Origin of the sequence: Haloferax sp. DFSO60, from assembly GCF_046557615.1 — an archaeon.
Lineage (GTDB): Archaea > Halobacteriota > Halobacteria > Halobacteriales > Haloferacaceae > Haloferax.
In genome coordinates this window covers 558824-575016 of sequence record NZ_JBKIII010000001.1, presented here as the reverse complement: position 1 = coordinate 575016, position 16193 = coordinate 558824, and the positions used below count along the sequence as shown (strand labels likewise).

General features: G+C 59.5%; 16 protein-coding genes. 11 read left to right on the top strand and 5 right to left on the bottom strand.

The genetic code is table 11. The features are described from left to right. Nucleotides 1-24 precede the first annotated feature (24 nt). Nucleotides 25-249 (top strand): hypothetical protein, encoded by a 225-nt coding sequence (locus ACK509_RS02985; RefSeq protein WP_410765012.1) that lies wholly within the window; start codon nt 25-27, stop codon nt 247-249. 43 nt (nt 250-292) lie between these two features. Continuing rightward, nucleotides 293-724: an SRPBCC family protein gene (locus ACK509_RS02980; protein WP_410765011.1), complete on the top strand. Its 432-nt coding sequence runs from the start codon at nt 293-295 to the stop codon at nt 722-724. A gap of 403 nt (nt 725-1127) precedes the next feature. Here the strand turns inward: ACK509_RS02980 and ACK509_RS02975 are convergent, their stop codons facing one another. Beyond that, complete coding sequence (locus ACK509_RS02975) at nt 1128-2651, bottom strand: aldehyde dehydrogenase family protein (protein WP_410765010.1); 1524 nt, start codon at nt 2649-2651, stop codon at nt 1128-1130. Nucleotides 2652-2792: 141 nt separating this feature from the next. Here ACK509_RS02975 and ACK509_RS02970 point away from each other — a divergent pair, with 141 nt between their 5' ends. Continuing rightward, nucleotides 2793-3524, top strand: a complete 732-nt coding sequence (locus tag ACK509_RS02970; RefSeq protein WP_410765009.1) for a helix-turn-helix domain-containing protein — start codon at nt 2793-2795, stop codon at nt 3522-3524. Here ACK509_RS02970 and ACK509_RS02965 read toward each other — a convergent pair. Beyond that, nucleotides 3521-4360 carry a proline dehydrogenase family protein gene (locus ACK509_RS02965; RefSeq protein ID WP_410765008.1) on the bottom strand — a complete coding sequence of 280 codons (840 nt, stop codon included), beginning with the start codon at nt 4358-4360 and terminating at the stop codon, nt 3521-3523. The two genes, ACK509_RS02970 and ACK509_RS02965, sit on opposite strands and share 4 nt — an antisense overlap. A 168-nt stretch (nt 4361-4528) precedes the next feature. Between ACK509_RS02965 and ACK509_RS02960 the strand changes: the two genes are divergently transcribed. Genes ACK509_RS02960 through ACK509_RS02935 form a run of 6 tightly spaced genes read left to right on the top strand, consistent with a single transcriptional unit; the run spans nt 4529 to nt 10022 of the window. Further along, nucleotides 4529-5866, top strand: coding sequence for an ABC transporter substrate-binding protein (locus ACK509_RS02960; RefSeq protein WP_410765007.1), 1338 nt, complete (start codon nt 4529-4531; stop codon nt 5864-5866). Nucleotides 5867-5918: 52 nt separating this feature from the next. Continuing rightward, entirely contained in the window at nt 5919-6860 is a 942-nt protein-coding gene (locus ACK509_RS02955; protein WP_410765006.1) for a branched-chain amino acid ABC transporter permease, read from the top strand. Beyond that, on the top strand, nt 6857-7915 hold the full coding sequence (locus ACK509_RS02950; protein WP_410765005.1) for a branched-chain amino acid ABC transporter permease: 1059 nt from the start codon (nt 6857-6859) through the stop codon (nt 7913-7915). The genes ACK509_RS02955 and ACK509_RS02950 overlap by 4 nt, the downstream gene beginning before the upstream one ends. Next, nucleotides 7912-8715: an ABC transporter ATP-binding protein gene (locus ACK509_RS02945; protein ID WP_410765004.1), complete on the top strand. Its 804-nt coding sequence runs from the start codon at nt 7912-7914 to the stop codon at nt 8713-8715. Before ACK509_RS02950 ends, ACK509_RS02945 begins: the two co-directional genes overlap by 4 nt. Beyond that, the gene (locus ACK509_RS02940; RefSeq protein WP_410765003.1) at nt 8712-9449 is read left to right on the top strand and encodes an ABC transporter ATP-binding protein; all 738 of its coding nucleotides are present in this window, start codon (nt 8712-8714) and stop codon (nt 9447-9449) included. The genes ACK509_RS02945 and ACK509_RS02940 overlap by 4 nt, the downstream gene beginning before the upstream one ends. 60 nt (nt 9450-9509) lie before the next feature. Beyond that, nucleotides 9510-10022 (top strand): plastocyanin/azurin family copper-binding protein, encoded by a 513-nt coding sequence (locus ACK509_RS02935; protein ID WP_410765002.1) that lies wholly within the window; start codon nt 9510-9512, stop codon nt 10020-10022. Between the two features lie 23 nt (nt 10023-10045). On the opposite strand, the gene ACK509_RS02930 is transcribed toward ACK509_RS02935, so the two are convergent. Continuing rightward, nucleotides 10046-10843 carry an RIO1 family regulatory kinase/ATPase gene (locus tag ACK509_RS02930; protein WP_410765001.1) on the bottom strand — a complete coding sequence of 266 codons (798 nt, stop codon included), beginning with the start codon at nt 10841-10843 and terminating at the stop codon, nt 10046-10048. A 147-nt stretch (nt 10844-10990) separates the two neighbouring features. On the opposite strand from ACK509_RS02930, the gene ACK509_RS02925 reads away from it, so the two are divergent. After that, nucleotides 10991-12133 (top strand): acyl-CoA dehydrogenase family protein, encoded by a 1143-nt coding sequence (locus tag ACK509_RS02925; protein ID WP_410765000.1) that lies wholly within the window; start codon nt 10991-10993, stop codon nt 12131-12133. Nucleotides 12134-12177: 44 nt separating this feature from the next. Here the strand turns inward: ACK509_RS02925 and ACK509_RS02920 are convergent, their stop codons facing one another. Beyond that, nucleotides 12178-12639: a FlaD/FlaE family flagellar protein gene (locus tag ACK509_RS02920; protein WP_410764999.1), complete on the bottom strand. Its 462-nt coding sequence runs from the start codon at nt 12637-12639 to the stop codon at nt 12178-12180. Nucleotides 12640-12975: 336 nt separating this feature from the next. On the opposite strand from ACK509_RS02920, the gene ACK509_RS02915 reads away from it, so the two are divergent. Then, nucleotides 12976-15069 (top strand): histidine kinase N-terminal 7TM domain-containing protein, encoded by a 2094-nt coding sequence (locus ACK509_RS02915; RefSeq protein WP_410764998.1) that lies wholly within the window; start codon nt 12976-12978, stop codon nt 15067-15069. An 11-nt stretch (nt 15070-15080) separates the two neighbouring features. Here the strand turns inward: ACK509_RS02915 and ACK509_RS02910 are convergent, their stop codons facing one another. Beyond that, nucleotides 15081-16166 (bottom strand): hypothetical protein, encoded by a 1086-nt coding sequence (locus tag ACK509_RS02910; protein ID WP_410764997.1) that lies wholly within the window; start codon nt 16164-16166, stop codon nt 15081-15083. Nucleotides 16167-16193 lie beyond the last annotated feature (27 nt).

The window sequence follows — 16193 nt, the reverse complement described above, 5'->3', positions numbered from 1 at the left end:
ACAGATTCCCTAAAGGCGGCGAGGATGACCGATTACACGGACGAGGAAAAACGAATTATCTCGTATCTCCGCGATAGCGTCAGCCACGGGGAAGCCTACTTCCGAGCCAAAAACATCGCCGAGGCTATCGGTCTAACCGCAAAGCAGGTTGGCTCGCGCCTGCCACGGTTGGCCGAAAAGTCTGAAGATGTCGAGATCGAAAAGTGGGGCCGCGCACGCTCGACGACGTGGCGCGTCACCCGCAGCTAACGCAATTCCGCGGTTTTTTACCACCAAAGGACGACTACATCTCATGACCGTCCGCGTGAGGCGAACCTTCGAATTCGACGCCCCCGTCGAGGAGGTCTGGACGTTTATTTCCGACCCTGCAAAGCGAGCAGACGCTATCAGCGTGGTCGAACGGTTCGACGTTTCCAGCGATGGCCGACGCGCGACGTGGCACATCGCCCTGCCGATTCCACTCATCCGTTCGACAGTGGAAGTCGAAACCGAAGACGTCGAACTCGATGAACCGCGATTCGTCCGATTCGTGGGTCGCTCTCGCGTGATGCGCGTGACCGGCGAACACACCATCGAAGAGACCGAAGGCGGGAGTCGCCTCATCAACGAATTCATCGTAGACGGCAAGCTCCCCGGCGTCGAGACGTTCTTCGAGCGCAACCTCGACAGAGAACTCGACAACCTCGAACACGCGCTTCGTACCGAAGTCGAAGCGACTGCATAATTTCTACGACGCTCGTTCGCACGGGGTGCGCTATCGACTGTTACGGAGGGTTTATCAAACCCGACTCCTAAGCACAAATCGCCGACGCATTAGGCGCTTTTCTCGCCAGACGTCGGCGACTCCACATCCGCCGCACACACCGCAGCGTTCTCGGGGTCCGTTGCGGACTCACAACGACGTGGCCACGTCGTATCGCGTCCCTTGGCCCGGTGGGACGCTCCCCTCCCCCATCCTCACCTCGTCGGGTGAGACGGGGACATCCAACCATCGCCCCTCTTCGTTCCTCACATACAGAGCGAACGCACTCTGTTCGTCGCTAACTCCGTAACTTTCGCACCCACCAGTGCTGTCGCTCGGTCTGTGAAAATCCAAAAGAAAATCTGCCAGCGGGGCGTCGGTGAGCTTAGTCTTCTTTCGTCTTGATGTCCGCAGAGAGGCCCTGTGCCATGCGGATTTCCTTCGAGTTGTTGAGCGTCCATGCGGTGCGCTCGGTGACTGCCTCGATGATTTCACGAGCAGATGGGTAGCCGTTACCGGACTTTTTGACGCCGCCGAACGGGAGGTGAACTTCTGCGCCGATACACGGGAGGTTCCCGTAGGCGAGGCCGACTTCCGCGTGGTCGCGGAAGTAGTTGATTTGGCGGTAGTCCTCGGAGATAATCGCGCCAGCGAGACCGTAGTCGGTGTCGTTCTGGATATCGACTGCTTCCTCGATGTCGCCGGAGTACTTCAAGAGGGCGACGTGGGGACCGAAGACTTCCTCGTGGGTACAACGCAGGTCTTCTTTCGCGTCGGCCTCGTAGACGAACGGGCCGACCCAGTTGCCGTCTTCGTGGCCGTCGGGAATCTCGTCGGCATCGAGTTCGGTGCGGTCCACGAGTACGTTCACACCTTCGTCCTTGGCGAGTTGGTTGTACTTGCGGACCTTGTCGAGGTGTCCCGGTTCGATGAGCGGGCCCATGAACGTGTCTTCGCTGAGTGGGTTACCGACCGAGACGCTCTTCGCGTTCGCGACGAAGCGCTCTTTGAACTCGTCGTAGACGTCCTCGTGGACGACGAGGCGCTCGGACGAGACACAGCGCTGGCCAGTCGTCTTGAAAGAGGACATCGTCGCGGAGTGGACGGCGATATCGAGGTCCGCCTTCTCGGTGATGACGATGTTATTCTTGCCACCCATCTCACACGCCGCGAGCGTGCCGGGTTGCTGGGCGACCTTGGCGGCGACTTCGTGGCCGACTTCCGCAGAGCCAGTAAAGAGTACGGTGTCCACGTCTTCGTGATCGACGATGGCGGCACCGGCGTCGCCGAAGCCCTGAATCATGTTGAACACGCCATCCGGGATACCGGCATCTTCGAACATCTCGGCGATGATTTGGCCACACCACGGCGTCTGCTCGGCAGGTTTCCAGACGACGGTGTTGCCCTCGACGAGTGCGACGGCCATGTGCCAGAACGGGATGGCGACCGGGAAGTTCCACGGGGTGATACAGCCGACGACACCGCGGGGTTTGCGGCGCATGTAGGCGTCCTTCGTCGGAATCTCGGACGGAATGACGTCGCCCTTCGGGTGGCGGGCGTCGCCTGCGGCCCACTCGACCATGTGGTAGGCCTCGATAACGTCGGCGCGGCCCTCGGAGATTTCCTTGCCACACTCTTTGGTGACGACTTCTGCGAGTTCTTCGGTGCGGTCACGCAGTTCGTGGTAGATGTCCCAGAGGTACTCTGCGCGCTCGATGTGCGAGAGTTCGCGCCACTCCTCGAAGGCTTCGTCCGCAACGTCGGTCGCGTTCTCGATGTCCTCGGGCGTGCCGCGTCGGAACGTCGCAATCGTCTCGCCGGTCGCGGGGTTCGTACTCTCGAAGGTCTCGTCCCCGGTGCCGTCTGTCCATTCACCGTTGATATAGTGCTGATAAACGTCCTGCGCCATAGTGGTGATATTTGCGCAACTTGCATTAATAACCCCGATACCGTCCATGGGAGGGTGACTTTTTGTGCCTCGATACCAGTAGACATAGACAACGATGAGCATAGACAGCCGCTTAGAACACCCAATATTACCCCACCCTGTATGAGCGATCGCATGACAGGGACGGGAACGCGCCTGACGCTCGACCTCTGGCATCCAAACTGTTGGGCCATAGAGGCGACGGGCAGGTACCCGGGCGGTATTCTCGCACACGCGATTTACGATGCACCGACCGCAGGAACCGAACGCTCGAACGGACTGTTCACAGCATACGGCAACAGCGTTGCAGAAGTCGAAGAACTGCTGGACGCCATCGCCAACTCCGAGTTGACGGGGGACGTTCTCGAACTCCAAGAGCGATTCGACCCGCGTGGCGAACGAGTCGCACCGGGGTCGGTGGCACGAGAGTTCTTCCTCGAATACGACCCGTCAGATATGGTCTGTCCGAAACTCCTCGAACAGGGCTTCGTCCACAGCGCACCCACACAAATCGAACGAGGGAGAGAGACGTGGCAAGTCTGGTTCGCAGGCCCACGCGACGAGATTCAAGACCGAATCGACGCCGTCGCCGAGGCAAGCGGTGCCGACATCAACATCGCCTCGATTTCGTCGGCAGAAGGTGCAGAACCGGAACGAGGGCGACGACTCGACACGCTCACGCGCAGTCAACGCCAGGCGTTCGAACTCGCACGCAAAGAGGGTTACTACAGGTGGCCCCGCCAGGTTTCGACCCGCGAACTCGCCGCGGAACTCGATATCTCGAAGACGACGCTCTTAGAGCACTTGCGAAAGGCCGAGGCGAAACTGCTCGACCCGAAAGGGGTTGAGAACTAGAGTCCGGTCACTGCCCGAAGCGCGAACAACGCGTTCTCTTTGCGCTCGCGGACGCGACGATAGAAGTACTGGAACCACTTGTCGCCGTAGGGGACGTACTGCCACATCTCGACGCCTGCCGCGGCGAGATTTCGCTGTTCGTCTTCGCGGACACCCATGAGCATCTGAATCTCGTAGGGGGTCCCGTACTCGTCGGCGAGCGACCGTGCGTGTGAAATCATCGCGGGGTCGTGGCTGCCGACGGCTATACCGTCGTCGAACTCGCTGAACATGTATTCGAGGAGTTCTCGATAGACGGAATCGACCTCCGATTTCTTCTTGTATGCGACCGACGCTGGTTCGTTGTACGCGCCTTTCACGAGTCGAACTTTTCCGGGCACGTCGGCGAGTCGTTCGAGGTCCTCGGACGTGCGTTTGAGATTCGCTTGTACACAGACGCCGACGTTCCCATCGGTTCGGCGACCGAACTCGCAAACTGCATCGAGCGTCACGTCGGTCGTCGTATGGTCTTCCATATCGACCCAGACGAACACGTCCTGTTCGGTCGCGGTCGTGACGATTCGGTCCAGATTTTCGCGGAAAACGTCGTCGCCGATGTCGAGGCCGATTTGCGACGGCTTGACCGAGATGCACCCGTCGAGGTCGGTCGAACCGAGTTGCGAAACGAGCGTGAGATACTCTTCTGTATCGGCGTCGGCCTCCGCCCGGTTGGTGTAGTGTTCACCGAGGACGTTGAGAATGCCAGCGACGTCATCTTGGTTGAGCGATTCGAGATACGAAACTGCCCCATCGGTTGTTTCGCCCGCCACGAAGTTGTTCGCAAGTGGGGGTATCATCACCCGGAGTTGTCTAACAGCCCCCCTAAAGGGGAACCCTACCATATATTTCACCACAATTTTTGTGAACTAATTATGTGGTTGGTAGCTTGGTCCGGCGGTTTTTGACGATAACCGACCATGGACGGTCACAGGTATATCTATTACAATAGGCGAGTGTTCACTGTTATGTCACCGCAAGGCACGGACAGACTCGACCGCAGAACGATGCTGAAGCTCTCGGGCCTCGGCCTCGTCGGCGCGACCGCAGGCTGTCTCGAAAGCGACGAAGAACCAACCACGACCGAGTCCAACGGGGGCGGAGGCGGCGGTGGTGGCGGTGGTGGCGAAGAAGAGACGACGACCGAATCCGGTGGCGGGGGCGGCATGTCCTCGTACACTGTCGGGATGGTCGATTCGCTCACTGGGTCGCTCGCACCGTATGGCGAGCGCAACACCCGTGGGCGCGAACTCGCCTTAGAGCAAATCAACAGCGTCGGCATCGGCGAAGACGGTGCGTCGCTCAACGTCTCCGTCGAAGACGACGAGAGTACGAACCAAGCAGGCGTCGCCGCCGCACAGAAGCTCGTCAACCAAGACGGCGTTCCGCTGCTCATCGGTTCTGTCGGCTCTGGTGTCTCTATCGCCATCTTCGACAGCGTGACCAGCGACGCAGGCGTCGTCCAAATCAGTCAGAACAGTACGAGTCCCGAACTCACGAGCCGTCCGGACCTGCTCCGTATGAGTCCGTCTGGTGCGGCGAAGGGTCGCGCACTCGCCAACCTCGTCGCCGACGACGGCCACGAGACGGTCGCTGTCACGTGGATCAACAACGACTACGGGACCGGCCTCTCCGACGTGTTCGCAGAGACGTTCGAGTCCAACGGCGGCACCGTCGCCTACAACGAACCTCACGACCAGGGTCAGTCTTCGTACAGTGGGATTCTCACCGAGATGGCCTCGACGGACGCCTCGGCGTGGGTGTTCATCACCTACGCGAACGAGTACACCGTCATGGTCAACGAAGGGTTCGACCAGGGTTACAACACCCAAGTTGACTACTACGGCGCAGAGTCCACCGTCGCCGACTCCATCATCGAGAACACGCCCGAGGGTTCGATGGATGGCATGAAGGGCATCACCGAGAGCGCCCCACAGGACCAAGAGAACTACCAGAACTTCGTCTCGAACTTCGAAGCCGCCTACGACACGTCGCCGACCGTCTGGTCCGCGTACGCCTACGACGCGGTCACCGTCGCAGCGCTCGCTATCGCCGCGGCAGACGACTTCACGAGCGAAGCACTCGCAAGCGTCGTCCGCGACGTGACGCGCCCAGACGGTGAAGAAGTCTTCAACTTCGAGGACGCTGCCGCCATCCTCAACGACGGTGGCTCTGCCAGCGACATCAACTATCAGGGTGTCAGTGGCCCGGTCGACCTCGACGAGAACGGTGACCCACCGGGCTTCTACCAGATTTACAGCGTCGAGAATCACGAATACGTCTACGGCGACTACATCACGAGCTGATGATGCACGTACGGACCGCGTGCCGACCGCCTACTAACAGGAGGTTGGTGCGGTGATCGCACTTCAAATCAGCCCCTTCCAGTACGTTGCCAACGGCATCGTTTTTTCGAGCATCATCGTACTCGCGGCTATCGGCCTGTCGTTAGTCTACAGCATCGCCGACTTCGCAAACTTCGCACACGGTGACCTCATGACCGTCGGTGCGTTCTCGGCGCTGTTCTCGGTCGGCATCTTCCAACCGATGTTGGGCGACGCGAACATCTTCGGCCTCCCGCTGTGGTTCTTCGTCGCACTCGTGTTCGGCATGGTCGCCGCCGCGGTGATTGCGGTTCTCACTGACCGCATCATCTACCGTCCGATGAAGGACTCGGGGTCGATTGGACTCCTGATTACGAGTATCGGTGTCGCGCTCGTCTATCGTGCGCTCGTCTACCTCTCGTTCGGGACCGACGCCGAGCGCTACGGTGTCGCCCGACAGGGACCGATTCCGTGGGTTCGAGAGACCCTCGGCATCGCAGTCACGCCGCGCAACCTCGTGGTCGTCGGCCTGACCGTCTTGCTCGTGACCGCGTTGCACCTGACGCTCACGCGGACGACGTTAGGACGCAAGATGCGTGCAACCGCCGACAACGCCGACCTCGCTCGCGTGAGTGGTATTCGAACCCGTGAAGTCATCATCGCGATGTGGCTCATCGGCGGGGCGCTCGCCGCCGCCGGTGGTGTCTTCCTCGGACTCGAAGAACTCGTCCGTCCACGGATGGGCTTCGACATCCTGCTCATCGTATTCGCCGCGGTCATCCTCGGCGGGATTGGCTCAGTCTACGGCGCGATGCTCGGTGGCTTCGTCATCGGCATGGTTCACGAACTCGTGCCGCTGTTCAACCAGTGGGGAATCATTCCCGTTGGCTCGCGGTACGCCCCGGCGGTCGCGTTCCTCATCATGGTCGCTATCTTGCTCGTCCGACCGAGCGGCATCGCAGGTGATGCCACATGAGTGTGACTTCGTGGATGAACGAGACCATCGTCCGCGACCCCGCAGAGCGTCGCATCATGGCGATACTTCTCGTCATCACCGTGGCACTCGTCGGTGGCGTCCTTGCGGGCGTCATCGGCCCGCGCTTCCTGCTGTTCCAGATTGCACTGGTCGGCATGTACGCGCTGCTCTCGCTCGGACTCAACGTCCAGTGGGGCTACGCCGGACTCATCAACTTCAGTGTCGCGGCATTCTGGGGTATCGGTGCGTACAGCGCCGCGCTCTTGACCGCGCCGGACTCGCCGCTCGGACTCGGCTTACACCCGGTAGTCGGCTTCCTCGCGGCTATCGTCGTGAGCGCATTGATTGCCATCCTCATCGGCATTCCGACGCTCCGACTGCGTGAGGACTACCTCGCTATCGCCAGTCTCGGACTGGCAGAAGTGATTCGACTCATCATCCTGAACGAACGCCAGTGGACCGCTGGGTCGAGCGGTATCAGCGGAATTCCCGAACTGCTCGGATGGCTTCCGCTGACCGATGCGGCGACGACGGCCAGCGTGGTCGTCGTCCTCCTCGCGCTCACCTACCTGTTCTTGCGGCGGGTTCACCGCTCGCCGTGGGGTCGCGTCCTGCGAACGATTCGTTCGGACGAGGACCTCGCCGAAGCACTCGGCAAGAACTCCTACCGGTTCAAGATGCAGGCGTTCGTCCTCGGGAGCGTCATCATGGCGGTCGCAGGCGCGTTCTACGCGCACCTGAACCTCTACATCGACCCGTCTGACCTCGTCCCGCTGACGACGTTCTACATCTGGATTGCCGTCATCCTCGGCGGCACCGGGTCGAACCGCGGGGCAGTCGTCGGGGCGGCCGTCGTCATCGCAATCCGCGAGGGGACGCGCTTCCTGAACGACGTCCCAGCGATTGGGTCGCTCGGCCTGGACGTGGCACCGCTTCGCCTGCTCTTCGTTGGCGTACTCATCATCCTCGTGATGCGCTTCCGGCAGGACGGTCTGTTGCCGCCGAAAGACGAACTCATCTGGCCGAGCGCCCGCAAGGAGGCTGACGACCAATGAGTGACACATACGAGGGTGCGACCCTCGGAAAGCGCAACGTCGTGTTGAAAACCAAAGGGCTGGAGAAAGCCTTCGGTGGGCTCGTCGCGACCGACGACGTCTCAATCGAGGTCGAACGCGGAACCATCACCGGGATGATTGGCCCGAACGGCGCGGGGAAGTCCACGCTGTTCAACCTCATCTCGGGGTTCTACGACCAAGATGCAGGCAACGTCTACGTCAACGACGACGACGTGAGCGACATGTCGCCACACGAGCGCGCACACGCCGGACTCGTCAGAACCTTCCAGACGCCTCGGCGGTTGGAAGGAATGAGTGTCCGCGAGGCGATGCTCGTCGGGGCTGGCTCGCAACTCGGCGAATCAATCATCCCGCTGTTCTTCCGCGGGAGCGATGTGACCAAACAGGAGCGGGAGAATCTCGAACGCGCCGAGGAACTCCTCGAACGCTTCGAAATTAGTCACCTCATCGACCAGCCATCGACCGACCTCTCCGGTGGGCAGATGAAACTGGTCGAGTTGGCACGCGCGTTCACGACCGACCCGGACATCCTGCTCCTCGACGAACCCGTCGCAGGGGTGAATCCGACGCTTGCAAACGACATCAAGCGGTTCATCCGCGAACTCAACGAGGAGGGACAAACCTTCCTCATCATCGAACACGACATGCCGTTTATCATGGACCTCGCCGACCCGATTATCGTTCTCGACCAAGGGAAAGTGCTGATGGAAGGCACGCCCGAAGAAGTCCGAAGCGACGAACGCGTTATCGAGGCCTACCTCGGAGGTGCTGGCCCATGACCAACCACGCCCTCAACGTGAGCGGCGTCGATAGCGGTTATGGTGAGGTACAGGTCCTCCGTGACCTGAACCTCCACATCTACGACGGAGAAATCGTCTGTCTCATCGGCCCGAACGGCGCGGGGAAATCGACCGTCCTCAAGACGGTCTTCGGACTCCTCAAGCCGTGGACTGGGAGCGTCGAACTCGGCGGCCGCGACATCACGGGCGAAGAACCCGAAGACCTCGTCCGCATCGGCATGGGCTACGTCCCACAGGTGGACAACGTCTTCTCGTCGCTCACTATCGACGAGAACCTCAAGATGGGCGGCGTCGCCCGCTCGGGAGGACTCCAAGCCCGAATCGACGAACTCTACGACCAGTTCCAGATTCTCGACGAGAAGCGAACTGCGAAAGCACGGACGCTCTCGGGCGGCCAGCGCCAAGTACTCGCCTTCGCGCGGGCACTCGTCATGGACCCGGACGTCCTCCTCATCGACGAACCGTCGGCGGGTCTCGCGCCGAACATCGTCAAATCGGTGTTCGAAGACGTGAAGAAGGTAAACGAACTCGGAACGGCCGTCCTGATGGTCGAACAGAACGCCCGCGAAGGGTTGGCTATCTCCGACCGTGGCTACGTCCTCGACCAAGGCACCGTCGCCTACGAGGGCAAGGCCGGAAGCCTCCTCGACGACCCCGAAGTCTCGCGTCTCTACATGGGTGGCGCAGATTACGAGGGCGTCGAAGGCGAATAGTTCACCCACTCGGGTGAGATTTGGGAAATTCCTTATTTTACAACTCGTCGCAGTCGCAGTATGGACTATACGCGTCGCGGCCTGCTCTCGATGCTCGGCATTGGCGTACTCGCTGGGTGTATCGGACAAGGTGGGTCGTCGCCGACAGAAACACCAGCGGATGCGACGACGACAGCGACGGCGACAACCACTGAACCAACGGAGACACCGAAAGCGACGACGACTGAGTCGCCCACAACAGAGTTGCAGACGACGACAGAAAGCAACGAAGTAATCGTCGCCATGGTGGACGTGGCGTTATCTCCAATGCGATTCAGTATCGACCCCGGCACGACCGTCGTCTGGGAGAACCGCGAAGGACTCAGCCACAACGTTCGGTCACAGCAGTTCCACGACGTGGCGACCGAGTGGGACTTTCAGTCAGAGACTGTCGGGCGCGAGGGCAGAGTCTCCTACGAGTTCGAGAACGAGGGCATCTACGAGTACGACTGTGGGATTCACGGGTCGCAAGCGATGTGTGGTGTCGCCCTCGTCGGAGACGTGAGTCTCGACGAGCCACTGCCGTGTGAATAGGGGAAAATCGGGTGAATCAGCGGTTACGCCGCTTGTTTGTCGATTTCGCCTTTGAGCGCCCCGGCGTCGAAGTCGTGGTCGGGGCGGATGTTGACGAAGTCCAGAAAATCGACCGCCGAGACGAGGTCTTCTTTTTCGTAGGTCGCACCGGCGGCTTCGACACTCGCTTTCGCGCCGATGAGGGGTTCGAGCGCGGCGAGTGCGCACGCGAGGTCGTACGACCGGGCGTCGTACATCCCCTCGTCGTTGACGTTCGTCGCGTCGATGAAGTAGATGCCATCGTCGCGGACGAGGACGTTCTCGGCGCGTAAGTCACCGTGAGCGAGGTGGTTGTCGTGCATCTGTCGCAACGCGCCGAAGAGGTCGCCAGCGAGTTCGTTCACTTCCTCCTCGGGGGCTGTATCGAGCGTGTGGAAGTCGGGGAGGTATTCGAGGACGAGCACGCCCAAGCCATCGACTTCGAACACCTCGATTGGTTTCGGTGCGTTGAGACCGATTTCTCGAAGCTTTGCGGTCGCTTCTAGCTCGTGTTCGGCCATCTGGTAGGGCGTCCCGAAGTGTTCGAAAAAGCCCTCGGTCCCGCTGGAGAACGCACCGAGGTTGCGGCCGGTGGTAAAGAGCGCGTGGACCAGCGAGTTCTGCTTGGAGATGACTTTCACGAACCACTCGTCGTTGACGACCATCGGCGTCGAAAGCCAGTTATCCGCTTCGAGGAACCGAATGTGGAGGGTGTCGCGGTCGTATCGGCGGGCAAGTTCGCGTGCAACGTCCTCCAATCGGGACCAACTTACACGACCACGAACGAGCCGACGGAGTTCCATAGCCCCCTGTATGTCGAGGGGTGGCTTAACGTCGTGGGCCGAGGTGACAAATTCGATAGCAGTAGGCGAGTCGAAACCCCAGTCTTCTCATCGAATTCCTCATGGTCGTTCGATTAGTTTATGTCCCAATCTCCGATAGTTGGTCACATGGACTTCGACATCCCCGCCGAACACAAGATGATTCGGGACACCGTCCGCGAGTTCTGTGACGAGGAAATCGCCCCCGTCGCACAGGAGTACGAGGACGAACACCGATTCCCGGCGGAAATCTTCGAGCAGTTGGCCGAACTCGACGTGATGGGCATTCCCATCGACGCCGACTACGGCGGGCTTGGTGGCGACCAACTCATGTACGCCCTCGTCACCGAAGAACTCGGCCGTGTCTCCGGTGGGATTGGTCTCTCCTTTGCCGCACACGTCAGTCTCGCATCGAAGCCCATCGACCTGTTCGGGACGCCCGAACAGAAAGAACAATGGCTTCGCCCCCTCGCAACCGGCGAGCATATGGGCGCGTGGGCGCTCACCGAACCCGGTTCAGGAAGTGACGCCAGCGACATGGACACGGTCGCAAAAAAGGAGGGTGACGGCTACGTCCTCAATGGAACAAAACAGTTCATCACGAACGCGAACGTCGCCGGTTCGGTACTCGTGAAAGCTGTCACCGACCCCGGTGCAGGCTACGACGGCATCTCCACGTTCATCGTGGACCCCAAGAACGACGATGGCTTCGAAGTCACGACCGTGTGGGACAAACTCGGCCTCAACTGCTCGCCGACGTGTGAAATCTCGTTCGACGACTGCTGGATTCCGGAAGACCGCCTCCTCGGCGAAGAAGGCGAAGGCTGGAAGCAGACGATGAAGACGCTCGACGGTGGACGTATCTCGATTGCCGCACTCTCCGTTGGTCTCGCACAGGGTGCCTACGAACACGCGAAGTCCTACGCGGGCGAGCGCGAACAGTTCGGCCAACCTATCTCCGAATTCGACGCCATCCGCGACAAACTCGTCTCGATGTACCGCAAGACCGAGCGCTCGCGCCTGCTGACCCACAAGGCCGCCGTGAAGTACGACCAAGGCAACCGCGTATCGCTCGAATCCGCCCTCGCCAAACTCGATGCGAGTGAGGCCGCCCGCGAAGTCGCCGAAGACGCGATTCAGGTTCTCGGTGGCTACGGCTACACGACCGATTTCGCACCACAGCGGTACTACCGTGATGCGAAGTTGATGGAAATCGGCGAAGGAACGAGTGAGATTCAGCACCTCGTCATCGGTCGGCAACTCGGACTCTAAGACGAGGACGATTGCTCCAACCGTGGAGCATTCAGCACGAAAATTTAGTTCGGCGATTCGAGGTCGTCGTGGATTGCGACCAGTCGGACGATGTACGAGAAACTCTCGGTGTGGTCTTCTTCAGTCGGCGCTTCGGTGAAGTCGTCGGTCGTCGAAAAGGAGACAATTTTCTCAGAGAGCGCGCTGTGTGCCTCGTCTCCAATCCACCCGATTTCTCGGTAATAGGTCAGCATTTCGAGGGCACCACGGCCACCGAGACGCTCGACGAGGTGGACACACCAGTCGAGTGCGATGTGTTCTGCCCGCGTCGTCCGTGGAATTGCTTCGAGGTACGCTTCTCCGTCACGTTCGGCCATCGCTGTCGCGGCAAGCAGTCGCTCGTAGACGACTTCACGCCATTCGCGGTTTATCGATTCGTCATCTACCCAATCGAAGTCAGGGTCTCGCCTCTTCCTCACGGCACGCCGGAGCGCAGCGAGGTCATACTGGCGAGGAGTCAACGGCATAGTCTGGGTTGCGCATTCATCCAAATTAAGCGTTCGGGCAGAGATGCAAAATTGATACTCACGCGATGGAGCGAACGATGACACGTAAGTACCAATCCCGATACTGTCGGTCTTGGGGAAACATATCAAACATGGTCTTGTAGCCCGCGTTTATTGGCCGTTTTTCATCGAGGCACCGTCGAACTAAACCGCCATCCCCCGGAGAGTATCACTGTTGATAGAGAGGTCGAATGCCTTAAATATCATACCAGCGAGAGATTTTCTATTGCTCCGACGTGATTCCCGTCGGGAACGTATTCACTGACAGGAACTACAGATGGACGTCGAATGTAACACATGAACGACGGCACGCCAGCGATTTACTCGTATGTGTTATTTTCCTCAGGGATTCTCGCGGGACTGGTGACACTCATCGTTCTCGGTCGCTTCCGACTCTACTCGCGCAGGGTCCGAATTCCCTTCGCGGTGCTTTCGCTTTCCAGTGCGCTTTGGGCAACCGCCTATGGATTTCAACTGCTCTCGGCTGGACATTTCTCACAACTTCTCTGGGGGCGAATTGCATGGCTTGGTGCCGCTATTCTCCCAACGTGCTGGCTCATCTTCTCGCTCTTGTACACCGGTGAGAAGAAACTCGTGTCGCGTCGAATGGTCGCCTTGCTCTCTGTCGAACCAGCGGTGACGTTCGCGCTCACCTGGACGACACAATCGCACGGACTCTTCATGACCGAAGCGATGCTACGGTCCGGCCAGTTCGCGTCACTCGACTCGGGGGCAGGGCCGCTGTTTGTCGCCCACACGGTCTACATTCTCGGTATCTCCGGTGTCGGGCTTATCGTCCTCGGGTCGAAAGTACTCAACAGCGATGGTGTCCACCGATTACAAGCGACAGTTCTGCTCATGGTGGGTTCGCTCCCAACAGCCTCGCTCATGTTGGAGTTGTTCGAGTATCACCCCGCACCGATTAGCATCGTCCCACTCAGCCTCGGGGTCAGTGCAGGGTTGGTTATCTGGGCGCTATTCAGATATCGTCTGTTCGACATCACGCCCATCGCACGAGACGCAATTCTCTCTGAGATGCGCGATGCTGTCGTCGTCATCGACGAACACAACCGGGTCATCGAAGCGAACGGCGCGGCGGCTACGGTCCTCGAACCAGAGGTTGCAAAGTGCATCGGCAAGCCGGTCTTGGAGATAACGAAAGCACCACGGGAAGTCCGTGAAGTACTCAACGGAAACACATGGACTGAAGCAGTTATCGGGGACGATACCCCTCGATATTTCGAGGTTCGCTCCGAAAACGTCGGTGAGCCTACCCAAGAACAAGCGAAATTACTCGTCTTCACCGACGTCACAGAACGGAGACAGACCGAAGAAGAGTTCAGAGCGCTCATCGAGAATTCCCGTGACATCATCACGGTTTTGAACGAAGACGGGTCGCGTCGGTACACCAGTCCCTCCGTGAAGGAAGTCCTCGGTCACCAACCAGAGGACCTCGTTGGCTCATCCTCGTTCGACATCATCCACCCCGAAGACAGAGCGCAAGTTCGCCGAGAGTTCGAATACGCTATCGAACACAACAAGACCGTTCGAACCGAGTGCCGTGTGAAACACAAAAACGGCACGTGGCGGCAGTTCGAAACGGTCGGCGTCAACCTCTTCGACGACCCCGCAGTGGACGGCCTCGTCCTCAACTCACGTGATGTGACGAGCAGACACCAGTACGAACAGCGCCTTCGCGTCCTCAATCGCGTGCTTCGTCACGACTTGCGAAACGACATGAACGTCATCCTCGGCCATGCCGACCTCTTGCTCAACGAAGACGTGCCTGCGGCATCGAAGTCGCACGCTCACACGATAAAGCGGAAAGCGACGTCGCTCGTCAATCTCGGCGAGCGAACGCGACATATCGACACCACGCTCGACCGGTCGGCCGCCCTCCTCGAACCAGTCGAGGCAGTCGAGTGCCTCGAAGCCGAGTTGCGGACGCTCGAATCGGAACACCCCAACGTTCGAGTGAACCGAGAGTTGCCCGAAGAAAAGTGGGTCTACGCGGATGAACTCCTGAAATTGGCAGTGAAAAACTTGTTCGACAACGCAATCGAACACACTGACCGCGTGATTCCCGAACTCACTGTGAGTTTCGAAACGGCCAGCGAACTGGACGATGCCGTCGAGATTCGAATCGCCGACAACGGCCCCGGTATACCGGCCGCCGAACTGTCGGTCCTCAAAGCAGGGTTCGAGACGCCGCTCGAACACATCAGCGGTCTCGGGCTGTGGCTCGCCAAGTGGATTGTCGAGCAATCGAACGGCGGTCTCCGGTTCGAGGACAACCAACCCCGAGGTACTGTCGCAGTGGTTCGCCTCCAAGCGGCGAATCAACCACGCTCATCGGCGGAATCTGTCGAATCAGAATCTCGGGCAGAGTGAGGCCGGTTCGACTACCGGGCGTCGGGTACGCAGGACAAATCGACCAGTTGACTTGCGATTCTGTGGGCTCCTTGTGCTGCGGCGAGGTCCGGTCGGTCAGCCGTAACTACCGTGACATCTCGTCCGAGTTCGTCGCACAAGCGGTCTTCGAACTCGTCGACGATGCCCGGGATGCACGCCATTCCGCCCGTCACGACGAGGGGGCGAGAGAGCGCGAGTTGGTATGGCTTCATGTAGGCGCTCGCCAACTGTGACAGGAAGTTGTTGGCGAGTTCGTCGACGACCGAATCGAGATACTCGTCGAGTGGTTCCATCACGCTGCGTTCGATAGTGAACTCGTGAGACCCGCCACCGGGTTGCTGAATGGTGTCGGTGACTGGCTCGAAGGAGTCGAAATCCGCGTGCGTTTCCTTGTACTCACGGGCAGTCGTCGTATCGATGGTGACACGACCCTGTGTCTCTTCTTCGATGGTGTTTGCGATTCGGCTATCGACGTCGTTGCCGGTGACTGCTCTCGAGACGAACGGAGCGAGTTGCTCGCCCTGGTGGTACGCACAGGATTCGAGGCTTGTCGCACCGAGGTTGACGGCGACGAAGGTTTCGTCGATTGCGTCCATTCCCTCTCCCATCGCGGGAAGCGACCCACAGAGCGATTCGGGGAGGCTTCTGACGAAAGCGTGGCCAATCGCACTTTCTTCGAGAACGGCGTTGAGATTTGCGAGACCTTGTTCGTCGCCGATGGTCGGAATCGCGTAGACGACGCCGCTCTCGGGCGGGAGGTCGTGGTTCTCACAGAGTTCTTCGAAAAACTGTCCGACCAACTCGGCGCGACGTTCGTCTTCTGGAAGCCCCGAGCGAAGCATGAACTCGACTGCCTCGGGATACTGCTGTGCTGCTTCGTCGCCGTAGAGGACCTGCTCGTCGCCAGTAGTTGGGTCTTCGTACGTCGCAAGGCAGGTGAGGGTCCGTGCAGTCTCGATACTACCGTCACCGTCTGGATATGCCAGTACCGTTCTGGTACTCCCGAGTTTCACACCAATTGGAACAGGACCGTCTGCATCTTTCCCGCCCCCATCATCTCCGTCAACATCTGCCATATAATATGACAAATAAGCAGATATCAA

Bases quoted from the DNA above. Each gene is read 5' to 3' on its own strand.
- ACK509_RS02975 (WP_410765010.1), bottom strand. From the start codon at position 2,651: ATGGCGCAGGACGTTTATCAGCACTATATCAACGGTGAATGGACAGAC.
- ACK509_RS02945 (WP_410765004.1), top strand. From the start codon at position 7,912: ATGAGTGACACATACGAGGGTGCGACCCTCGGAAAGCGCAACGTCGTG.
- ACK509_RS02925 (WP_410765000.1), top strand. From the start codon at position 10,991: ATGGACTTCGACATCCCCGCCGAACACAAGATGATTCGGGACACCGTC.
- ACK509_RS02910 (WP_410764997.1), bottom strand. From the start codon at position 16,166: ATGGCAGATGTTGACGGAGATGATGGGGGCGGGAAAGATGCAGACGGT.
- ACK509_RS02980 (WP_410765011.1), top strand. From the start codon at position 293: ATGACCGTCCGCGTGAGGCGAACCTTCGAATTCGACGCCCCCGTCGAG.
- ACK509_RS02950 (WP_410765005.1), top strand. From the start codon at position 6,857: ATGAGTGTGACTTCGTGGATGAACGAGACCATCGTCCGCGACCCCGCA.
- ACK509_RS02985 (WP_410765012.1), top strand. From the start codon at position 25: ATGACCGATTACACGGACGAGGAAAAACGAATTATCTCGTATCTCCGC.
- ACK509_RS02960 (WP_410765007.1), top strand. From the start codon at position 4,529: ATGTCACCGCAAGGCACGGACAGACTCGACCGCAGAACGATGCTGAAG.
- ACK509_RS02930 (WP_410765001.1), bottom strand. From the start codon at position 10,843: ATGGAACTCCGTCGGCTCGTTCGTGGTCGTGTAAGTTGGTCCCGATTG.
- ACK509_RS02920 (WP_410764999.1), bottom strand. From the start codon at position 12,639: ATGCCGTTGACTCCTCGCCAGTATGACCTCGCTGCGCTCCGGCGTGCC.
- ACK509_RS02915 (WP_410764998.1), top strand. From the start codon at position 12,976: ATGAACGACGGCACGCCAGCGATTTACTCGTATGTGTTATTTTCCTCA.
- ACK509_RS02965 (WP_410765008.1), bottom strand. From the start codon at position 4,360: ATGATACCCCCACTTGCGAACAACTTCGTGGCGGGCGAAACAACCGAT.
- ACK509_RS02940 (WP_410765003.1), top strand. From the start codon at position 8,712: ATGACCAACCACGCCCTCAACGTGAGCGGCGTCGATAGCGGTTATGGT.
- ACK509_RS02935 (WP_410765002.1), top strand. From the start codon at position 9,510: ATGGACTATACGCGTCGCGGCCTGCTCTCGATGCTCGGCATTGGCGTA.
- ACK509_RS02970 (WP_410765009.1), top strand. From the start codon at position 2,793: ATGAGCGATCGCATGACAGGGACGGGAACGCGCCTGACGCTCGACCTC.